The organism is Halorubrum californiense DSM 19288 (assembly GCF_000336875.1).
GTDB lineage: Archaea > Halobacteriota > Halobacteria > Halobacteriales > Haloferacaceae > Halorubrum > Halorubrum californiense.
In genome coordinates, this window is the sequence record NZ_AOJK01000076.1 from 1 (window position 1) to 3,890 (window position 3,890).

A 3,890-nucleotide genomic window follows, 5' to 3' on the forward strand; every position below is an offset into this window, starting at 1 on the left:
AAACGCGGACGACCTGCAGTCCGTCGCCGCCGACAACGGCTTCCAAGACTGGCATACCGAGTACGAAATCGCCGCACATGACGTTGAGTGCCTTGTTCATTACCGCGGCTCCTCAGCGAACGCAACTGCGACTAACGCACTCAACCGAGCAAACGGCTACTCTCAGCGCTGGATGGCGGAAACATCGTATTCGAAAACAAAGCGCTCGCTCGGCGATGCCGTGCGAACGCTAGGCTGGTATCGGCAGTTCCGTGAAATCGTCTTGATGTTCGCCATCACCAACATAGAACCGCTGTGTGAGCCGCTGTAGCCGTGACTCAGCATCTATTCAACACAGCAGTTCTGAAGACCACTGTGTCTCCTTGCGCGAGGACAAATGACTCATACTCCTTGTTTCTCCGCTTCTATATCTGCCAAGCAGATATGAATGAATTATCTGAGCCAGCGAATATTTTGGACATTTTTATGTAATATTATTTCAAGCATATTAAAGTATCTTATTATGCTTCGAGGACACTATCTGGTTTTGATTATACAACCGATTGATATATGTGGTACATTAAAATCAAAACAAGACACCGGTGCTGTATTCGCTGATTGTATTTTACACGGCTACTCGGACAATCCCCTGAGTTGGCAGAATATATGACAATCAATACGTTTTCTTCAGCGATCAGCTGTTTCATCCCTGTTTATGTCTGAAGAATAGGATTTCAACAGAGCCCCCCACGACTTGACTCGTGCGGCTTCTCGTTTTAATATGTATAACCTAGGTTACTTAACATCACTCACGATGCTCGGTCGGCCCTAAAATCGGCGACAGTGTGTGCTACCCAGCCGCCAATGCGACCGAAAATCAGGCCGAACACCGGGGTGAAACTCAGAAGCATCACGACGGCAATGGCGAAAAATACGCTCGTATTGAGGGACCAGATTATACTCGTGCCTTCTGTGAGAAGAAACACAGAGACTGCGACAACCCCGCCGAGAAATCCAGCACGGAGTCCAGCAGCACTCGGATCTACCGAGTCAGTTGCTGCAATGGCTCCCGCGATTACTGCTCCAACTATCATAACCCCCCCACCGACGGTCGCTTCGGAGTTCGGAAGCCAGTTTACAATGGCAGTGGCGGGGAGTGCGGCTAAAGCTCCAAGAACCGCAACGCGCCAGACCGGTGGCATTCGGTGGGTGCGGGCATCTGAGGGCATATGCTGAATTGTAGAACTGGATATATAATCCATTTCCTGTGTTTCTGGCTCAGAAACCGATACAGGAGGACTTGTCCAAGACAGGCGCAATGAATGGGTGCTGAGCGTCTAAAGGAGAATACAGCCACGGCTTAGCCGTTAGATCCGAGCAAGCATCGCATAGAGGAGAACACCAAGCAAAATCATAAAGAACGGCACAAGAAGCACTAACACGGCGGCTGCTTCTGCTTCACTTACCTGCGAGGATCCAAGCAAAATGAGTGGAACTCCAGCGAAAACCAATCCGAGTAGCAACGCAGCGCCGACGACAGCGGGATCCCGCTCGGGGCGGTCCTCAGGTCTGACGGGCAACCCGAGCGTTTCGATTGCTTGGTCGAGGTCTGCGACAGGGCCAAACTGGACCGTGTTCGTCGGCGTCGCTTCGACGTTTGAGACGCGTAGTGTGCCCGTATCGAACAGTCGGTCTGGAATTGCGTTCTTGATCTCAAACCGTGCCCGCGAATGAACGGGCACAATCCACTGTGGCGCATCAAGTACGGTATCATACGCGACGAGGACATCTCCGCGTCGCTGGTATTCGATGGTGCCGTATCGAAGATAATAGCTCCCAACCCGGACGGCAAAAACGCACAACAGTATGCCGAGGCCAACACTACCCCACATGAGATGTCCTGTATAGATCGCGGCGATAACTCCCAGCAAGAGTAGCGCAACGCCGCGGTTGACAACGGCCAACAGTATCGTGGCTGTGCTTCCCAGTAATACTGATCGTGTGCTAACTCCTACCCGTGCCTGAACAGGTTCGTCAGGGAGAGCCGGCTCTGGCTGCGGACGGCTGAGTTCGCGATCGTGGCTCAACCGATTGAAAAGCGATTGTAAAGATCTTGCAATCGGTCCAGTAGATTCCCATGACACTGAGAGAATTGCCTTTATGATCACAAAGCCTGCAAGTACAGCCACGTCTGCGGACTGGGTCGCTGTCAATCCAATCAGACCGAGGAACATCATCGCCAGCGTGAGCTGTGTTGGTCGCTGTAGAATTTCTCGCGCAGACACATCTTCGTACTTTCGGGTCCCGAGATAGTCAACGCGAAAGTCGATCAGCTGTGCCAGTAGTAGCGCACCAGTGCTAATGGCCACCTCCACCGAGAGCACTACTGATGTGTCGATTGTAGCCCACGCAACCAGTGTAACTGGCACAATGGTAGATCCCCAAATACCGAGTATCGAGAGCGCAAAGGGCATATTTCTCGGATACACAGGAGGGAGCGTTGAGAGAGGGTGCCAGCCACCCCGCTTGTGTCGAAGTTCATGGAGTGGTTCGCGCTGACCAACAACGTCAGGCGACCCTTGCTTTGCAAATAATGACTTCAGTGTCCCAAGTAGCACCGTACTAAACGCTTCAATCCAGTAAAGACTCAGGAGCGTCCAGACGTTCCAGCCGCTGCTGAGCACACCGATCAACGGGAGTAGATTCGCAGAAATAACGACGAGATCCGCAAGTGACTGGTCCGGTACTCTGGAGGGCACGCCACGCATGGTAGAGGTGATACGGGTCGTCGACAAAAAGCTCTCCGTGATACAATTAGGGGACTGTTGGTTATTAAAATACGAGCCAAAAGCCAGCGTGGGTCAGGATTGGCACAGCTAAGTTCTCAGTTCGTTCATAAGCAGCACCCAGTATAAGGCCAAAAATAGAGGTGAAGAGCAAGGATACGAAGCCACCAGATAAGAACACGTGTATACCACCGAACAGCAGTGCGCTGACGAGCACTCGGCCGCGTGATCCGAGTGCTCCCGTGAGCGTCTCGTGGATAACCCCTCTATACAGGAGTTCCTCTAGTGGTGCCATGATAACAAACATGATTACCAACCCTGGAATGATCAGTTCAGGCTGTTCCACAAGTATCTGCCAAGTCGCGGCTTCACCGTTGTGTCCCTCGTGGGTGAGACCGAATATCGGTAATAAGCGAGTAACTCCTCTTACTGCTATTTCATAACCGAGTACGCCGAAGACTATCCATCCTATCCCCTCAGTTGTTGGCGTCCGGATCCGATCGAGTGGATTGTAGTCATCCTTCCACCAGATGTATGCTAAAGCGACTACTCCCATCCCTGGTTGGACGCCGTAACCGCCCAAGAGGTTGCCAAGGCTCGCCCACTCACTCCATATAAATGCGTACACGGGATCAACAAGAATGAAGCTAATGAACCCAGCGATGACGCCGAAAGCTGCTAAAATCGTCGCACTTGCGAAGCTTTGACATCGAGTACGTATCTGTAGTTGACGATGGAATGGTTGTGTCTGCCCAGCCATACCTACTCAATATGGTCTCTGATGTTTAGTACGTATAATCGTGTTTCAAGCCCAGAAACGAGGCATTATGTGTTCCAAGAGTAATCCTATCGGTCAGAAGTAAGGTATTCATAAAATATTCAACCAAAGAAAAAGTAAAAACTGAACGTCGTAATTCAGCTACTGGTTTGGTTTTGCTGTCCGAAATCTGAGAAGGATTCGCCAACCCGGACAGCAATCGGTTCACTCTCATCGCCGGAACCGATAGAGATCGCGATCATTTCTTCAGCAGTATTGTGCTCTGTTGAATCCGCAGAAGGCGTCGGTATCGGGTCACTCTGTACTCGGGTCAGGTGCGCTGCCAAGAGAATTCAGAGATGTGCTCT

Annotated in this window: 3 protein-coding genes and 1 pseudogene; 1 reads left to right on the plus strand and 3 read right to left on the minus strand. The window is 51.3% G+C overall.

Features of this window, described 5'->3' with window-relative positions; all coding sequences use genetic code 11:
• Positions 1-310: pseudogene (locus tag C463_RS16190) on the plus strand (IS5/IS1182 family transposase); the annotation flags it as partial.
• Positions 311-788: 478 nt separating this feature from the next.
• Here C463_RS16190 and C463_RS16195 read toward each other — a convergent pair.
• The 3 genes from C463_RS16195 to C463_RS18195 form a co-directional block, all read right to left on the minus strand.
• Positions 789-1,208, minus strand: coding sequence for a DUF5518 domain-containing protein (locus tag C463_RS16195; protein WP_049906072.1), 420 nt, complete (start codon positions 1,206-1,208; stop codon positions 789-791).
• 138 nt (positions 1,209-1,346) lie between these two features.
• Positions 1,347-2,747 (minus strand): DUF6498-containing protein, encoded by a 1,401-nt coding sequence (locus C463_RS19845; protein WP_239638926.1) that lies wholly within the window; start codon positions 2,745-2,747, stop codon positions 1,347-1,349.
• A gap of 64 nt (positions 2,748-2,811) precedes the next feature.
• On the minus strand, positions 2,812-3,525 hold the full coding sequence (locus C463_RS18195; RefSeq protein WP_008445948.1) for a CPBP family intramembrane glutamic endopeptidase: 714 nt from the start codon (positions 3,523-3,525) through the stop codon (positions 2,812-2,814).
• Positions 3,526-3,890: the final 365 nt, after the last annotated feature.